At 35.1% G+C, this 5,834-nt stretch carries 5 protein-coding genes, 1 tRNA gene and 1 rRNA gene; 4 read left to right on the plus strand and 3 right to left on the minus strand.

All coding sequences use genetic code 11. The annotated features are described in order from the left end of the window. Nucleotides 1-51: 51 nt before the first annotated feature. On the plus strand, nt 52-237 hold the full coding sequence (locus tag D7Y06_RS23555; RefSeq protein ID WP_120409965.1) for a helix-turn-helix domain-containing protein: 186 nt from the start codon (nt 52-54) through the stop codon (nt 235-237). Between the two features lie 402 nt (nt 238-639). Beyond that, on the plus strand, nt 640-2,580 hold the full coding sequence (locus D7Y06_RS23560; protein ID WP_120409962.1) for a hypothetical protein: 1,941 nt from the start codon (nt 640-642) through the stop codon (nt 2,578-2,580). Between the two features lie 556 nt (nt 2,581-3,136). On the opposite strand, the gene D7Y06_RS23565 is transcribed toward D7Y06_RS23560, so the two are convergent. Beyond that, nucleotides 3,137-3,514, minus strand: coding sequence for a winged helix-turn-helix transcriptional regulator (locus D7Y06_RS23565; RefSeq protein ID WP_120409963.1), 378 nt, complete (start codon nt 3,512-3,514; stop codon nt 3,137-3,139). 192 nt (nt 3,515-3,706) lie between these two features. Here D7Y06_RS23565 and D7Y06_RS23570 point away from each other — a divergent pair, with 192 nt between their 5' ends. Together D7Y06_RS23570 and D7Y06_RS23575 are read left to right on the plus strand one after the other, a co-directional pair. Beyond that, nucleotides 3,707-4,606, plus strand: coding sequence for a radical SAM protein (locus D7Y06_RS23570; protein WP_120409966.1), 900 nt, complete (start codon nt 3,707-3,709; stop codon nt 4,604-4,606). An 11-nt stretch (nt 4,607-4,617) separates the two neighbouring features. Further along, on the plus strand, nt 4,618-5,499 hold the full coding sequence (locus D7Y06_RS23575; protein WP_120409964.1) for a radical SAM protein: 882 nt from the start codon (nt 4,618-4,620) through the stop codon (nt 5,497-5,499). Nucleotides 5,500-5,540: 41 nt separating this feature from the next. Here D7Y06_RS23575 and D7Y06_RS23580 read toward each other — a convergent pair. Then, a tRNA-Asn gene (locus tag D7Y06_RS23580) sits at nt 5,541-5,613 on the minus strand. Between the two features lie 95 nt (nt 5,614-5,708). Continuing rightward, a 23S ribosomal RNA gene (locus D7Y06_RS23585) occupies nt 5,709-5,834 on the minus strand; the annotation flags it as partial.

Consider the following 5,834-nt stretch of genomic DNA (forward strand, 5'->3'; position numbering starts at 1 on the left):
TATCACTTTTTTAGTATTGTGTTAAGCAAGTTACGATGCAAGCATCGGGGAATGTACCCCCCTATGATTCAAAAAGCCGTTGCCGGAGAGCCGGAAGCGGTAGACGCAGTATTGCGGTATTACACCGCACACATCAAATATCTGTCTATGTATAAGGGGCATATCAATGACGATACACAGGACAGGCTAAAGGCTAAACTGGTTGAAGCCATATTGAAATTCCGCTTCGACCGATAAGGAGTAGCAAAGACGGGAAAAGCTGTCAAGGGTAAACTTCGCGCTATGCGCCCTTGACAACTTTTCCCGCCTTTGCTTGTGGATAGTCAAGAGGATGAAATCAGTAAACTGCTTTCGCCCTCAATTTATTATGGGGATTGTTACGCAGTAGGGGGTATTTTGTCCTTGATTTATGCGGCTTTGCGGTCGTTGAAATGGAGGGATAAGGGTTTTTTAATATTTATTCCCCAATGTGTTTCTATTGTGTAAAGGAATGTAGACAATGGAAAGCAAAGTTCACTTCATAACATTGAGAAAATGAGAAAATTATGCTATTGTATAAATAGAACGATAGATATTGTTATTTAGTAAAGTATTGGGAATATCATAAATGATTTTTAGTTGGAAAGGATAATAATAAAAATGAAAAAACGGGGAATTGAGCATTGGACAAGAAACGAATATCTTAGGGGCATGTTATTATTTGCTCAAGCTTTGGAAGAAGAAACCTTTAACTACTCATATGAATCATATAAAGTTCCTGCATTAAATAGTCATTATTTATGTTATGATGTAATGCGAACCGCTAGTGATATTAATAAAAAAATACTTATGGATGGGAATTTTATTCCGTTATCTGAGGAATTTGAACAAACCTTGCAAGAAGATATATTTGTACAGCAAGCTATTTCTGATGATGGAACACTATTATTCCTACAGGACAAAACCTCTAGGTATTACAATATAGAGGATAGCGAACTTAAAACAAAAATTAAGCATTATCCAGAAATTGCAAATTATATAAAAGATATATGTGAGACAAATGATATTTATTTACAATTTTTGCTTGATATACTTATTGAAAATATATTCTTTCAAAATTTTTCATATAAGAATAGCCAAATGATATATTATGTAACCCGAATGTTGACTACAGAACTAATAAATGCAGGGTATAGTAAAGAGTATATATATTTTTCTATAATAGAAACATTTTTTACATCTACCAACCCTGTTATATGCTCTCAAGATACAATCGTAGATTTTTTTAATCATTTCACATTTCAAAAGTACGACTATCAAGCAACTTTTGGTATTAATCAAAAGGCTTCTTCTGTATTGGGGAAATTAGAAAGTCTTAATGTTCAGCGACCTACTAAGGAGCAGAAAATGCAGCTTAATTTGCAAAGACAAAATGATTATGTAGTAATGTTTACTGTACAGTCAATTGATGCGTTTTCTGCTTATGAACAAGCAAATCAGTATATGCAGGCTATTTTGTCGCTTCATAGAATATATCAGCATGATAGCAAGTTATTTGTGACATCAAAAGCTATTATTTCTAAAAAAGTAGACAATATTTTTGATAGTGGAAGTGTTATGCGTTCTTCCATTAATGCAATGAAGAAAAAGGGAAATCTGTCTGATTTACACGCTATTTTTAGTGATATAACATTGATGAATAAAATAGATCCACCTATTTCATTTTATAAATCCATAAGATTACATAATGGTGCGATTGAAAGCAAGGATATTTCAAATCAACTATTAAATCTTTGGACAATAATTGAAACATTAATTGATTCAAAAAGGGATAATGAAGATAAAATAAATACTATTTGTACTGTATTATGTGCTGTTTTAAACAGATGTTATATGTATGATAGCCTTGAGCAATTATTACGTGACATACGCAATTGTGCAGGTACTGATGTTTTTAGTATTATTTCGCAAATTGAATCAGATAATGAAGAACTTGACATGGTTGAAAGATTTGCTATGTTGTTGTCATTGAATGAAAATGTTAATTATTTAGAGCAAATAAAAAACTCTTTAAATGATTATCCACTGTTAATCTATAGATTGGAATTATTTTCACAAAAAGTATTCATCGATTCACAAACAATTTATGAATATTTGCAACGTCATAAAAAGAGAATACGTTGGCATATAATGAGAATATATCGAAATCGGAATATGATTGTTCATAGCGGCTCGTATATGCCATATCTTAGCATCATAATAGAAAACTTGCACTTTTACGTTGATGTTTTGTTTGATACATTAATAGAATATTATCACTTAGGCTTATTGAAGCACACAAGTATCTACAAAGACATTTTATCCAAAGAAACAAGCTATTATGCTAAATTAGGCATTAATATAAAATCTACAAAGCAAAAAGAAAAACAGCAAATCATTGAAATCAATAAACAAAATGCATTAGAATTAATTTTAAATGGTTATAGCGGTAATACTGTTAAAAAGGCTCTTAATCAAGTAATTGAAGAGCAGGGAAATAAAGTTGAAATGAAAACATCTTCATTACTATTAACAAATTCTACGAATAACGAAACCATTTAGATATGAAATACAAAAAAGGCTATATGCTATCATACAATACTTTGGCTTTCCTATATGGCTGTTACATGTTTATTGGTTGTTATTATATTTATGAGTAACTAACGAGCAGAGTGAATTTATTGTCTCATCGACAAATATAAAATGAGAATTCAGATATATGAAATTATAAGTGATGTTACGCAGTAGAGGTTATTTTGCTCTTGATATATGCGGCTTTGTGAGAATTGAAATAGCGGAATAAGGGTTTTATATATCAGCCCTCAAAAACGGCGCTCTATTGCGTAACAGAAAAGCAGAGAACCGACCACTAATGAAAGTGATATGTTCTCTGCTTATGTTTGCACTCTGTTTGTCAGCGTTAATGATAAGTTATTGTGAATACTTCCTTATCAACGTAAAACTAAGGCATTGCAGACAGCAACAGACAGGGACTGGCATAAAAATATGTATAACTTGCTATTCCGTCATGGAAAAGCTAAACTGCAGCTTTCCCACAACTCCATAAGACAGCAAGTTATGCACATTACGCACAGTGCCGACTACTACAGAATCCCTCTTATTCATTTATGATTTCTTTATATGGATTTACATAATCCGGGCATAGATACTTTTCGCTCCAAGTCATCATCGTTTGAAGAACAGGGATAAAACTTTCCCCAAATTCGGTTAGGGAATACTCAACCTTTGGAGGAATTTCTTTGTATATTTCCCTATGTAGAAAACCGTCATTCTCTAACTCCCGGAGCTGCTTTGTAAGTGTAGATTGCGTAATGCCCTCAAGACGGTGCATTAACTCCCCAAACCGCTGCACTTTATAAAAGGCAACATACCACAGAATTAAGATTTTCCATTTGCCGCCTATGACTGATTGCAATTTACTCATAGGTACACAGCGGGCTACTACGTATTTGTCGGTGAATTTGTTTTCAGACACAGAAACGCTCCTTTCCGCTTCAAGTATATTTCAAAAACGAGGAAAAATCAAGATACGGTCTTTAAATGTCTTTAGTATCTAAAAAAGTACTACTACTAAAAAAAGACAGTACTTGAAGTACACGAAGCATTGAGATATTTTAGGTGTATGACAAACAAAGAAAATCTTAAAACAAAAAGGAGCGATAAAATTATGCACTACACAGGAACAATATGGCGACCGCCTTATGAAGCGTCCTCACTGCTTTTGGAAGTCACCGCAGGCTGCACACATCATAGCTGCAAATTTTGTACGTTGTATGCTGATTTGCCATTCAAATTCAAAATGTCACCGCTTGCAGACATAGAAGCTGATTTGAAAGAAGCAGAGGCACAGATGAAGCTATGGAAAAACAGCAGAGTTTCAAGAACATTTTTGACAGGCGCAAACCCATTTGTACTGAAATTTTCACGGTTAATGGAAATTGCAAACCTCATAAAAAAATACTTTTCGAGCAATAAAACGATTGGCTGCTTTTCAAGGGTAACAGATATTTCCTTGAAAACAGATGAAGAACTGTCAGCATTAGCGACAGCCGGATTTGACCTTTTAACGATAGGAATTGAAACAGGTGATGATGAAGCATTGGAATTTATGCACAAAGGATATCTTTCAAAGGATATTGTCACCCAATGTTCAAGGCTTGATAAAGCAGGTATCGGCTATAACTTTTTTTACCTTACAGGTATTTCTGGCATGGGAAAAGGCGAACAGGGAGCAAAGGCAACTGCCCGGATATGTAACCAGCTCCACCCTGAAATCATAGGAGCGAGTATGTTGACAATTTATCCCAATTCAGAGCTTTACAAGGAAATACAAAAAGGAAATTGGCAGGAAGAAGCAGAGATTGAAAAATACGAGGAATTAAAAGCCTTAGTTGAACACTTAGAAATCCCTGTCTGGTTTGGAGCATTGGGGGCTTCCAATCCGATACCACTTCAAGGAACATTACCTAACGACAAAAAGAAAGTTTTATCCATTTTGAATAAAATCATAGAAAGCGTGAGCGAAGATGAATTGCGGGATTACCGCAAAAATCTCCGACATTTATAAGGAGTGATTGTATGCACTTTACAGGAAGAACATGGCGACCAAATTATGAAGCTGATTCCTGCATTATTCAATTAACTGCTGGCTGTACTTATCATAAATGTCACTTTTGCAACTTGTATAAAGAGGAACCCTTTGCAATGTCGCCGCTATCAGAGTTTGAAGAAGATTTGAGCGAGATTAAATCATATCAACCTCATGCGAGAAGAATTTTTATTACAGGCGCTAACCCATTTGCATTGAGCTATGAAAAATTGAAACCGTATATTTTGACTGTCCGTGATTATCTGATTAAATGTCAAAGCATAGCCATGTTTGCCAGTATACGGGATATAAAAAATAAAGAAGTATGGCAGTTGAGGAAGTTGCGGGCTATGGGTGTAAATGGACTTAGTATCGGCGTTGAAAGCGGTGATGATGATACGCTGGTGTTGGCGAATAAAGGATATACTTCACAGGATATTTTGGAACAGTGCCGCAAATTAAACGAAGCAGGAATAGAATACTATTTTGTGTACATGACAGGATTGGCGGGAAAAGGGGCGGGCTATCGAAATGCAATAAACAGTGCAAAAATCTTTAGCCAGCTTAACCCTTATTTTATCTCTGTTGACTCACTTACACTCTTTCCCGGAACGAAACTTTTTGACATGGAAAAAGATGGTAAATTTATTCAATCCGGAGAAAAAGAACGTATTCAAGAATTACAGACATTTATTAAAAGTTTACAAATACGGACACATTTGTTTGCCAACTCAAAGTCTAATTTTTATCCTATTGTGGCATACTTGCCCAAAGAGCGTAATTCGGCAATCAGAGAATTACAGTATGTTATTGATACGGTTGAAGAAAAAGAAATGAGGCACTATCGAAATTTATTAAAATCATTAGAATAAAAAGAAAGCCTGCAAACACTGATATTTGCGGGCTTTTTAAGCTCCCCGAGTAGGACTTGAACCTACGACAGCGCGGTTAACAGCCGCGTGCTCTACCGACTGAGCTATCGAGGATTATATAACAAAATGACGTATTAATATTACGTCATTTGTATAGGTAATATATACCATCAAAACTTCATACAGATACCCGATTGATTCTGTATTCCTTGGTCAAGCCCTCGACCGATTAGTAACAGTCAGCTCCATGTGTTGCCACACTTACACCCCTGCCCTATCTACCTTGTCGTCTTCAAGGGGTCTTACCCGCTTTTGCGGGGGATATCTCATCTTAA

It is taken from the genome of Roseburia sp. 1XD42-69 (genome assembly GCF_003612565.1).
In the GTDB taxonomy this organism is placed as follows: domain Bacteria; phylum Bacillota; class Clostridia; order Lachnospirales; family Lachnospiraceae; genus Roseburia_B.

Bases quoted from the DNA above. Each gene is read 5' to 3' on its own strand.
- D7Y06_RS23575 (WP_120409964.1), top strand. From the start codon at position 4,618: ATGCACTTTACAGGAAGAACATGGCGACCAAATTATGAAGCTGATTCC.
- D7Y06_RS23560 (WP_120409962.1), top strand. From the start codon at position 640: ATGAAAAAACGGGGAATTGAGCATTGGACAAGAAACGAATATCTTAGG.
- D7Y06_RS23555 (WP_120409965.1), top strand. From the start codon at position 52: ATGTACCCCCCTATGATTCAAAAAGCCGTTGCCGGAGAGCCGGAAGCG.
- D7Y06_RS23570 (WP_120409966.1), top strand. From the start codon at position 3,707: ATGCACTACACAGGAACAATATGGCGACCGCCTTATGAAGCGTCCTCA.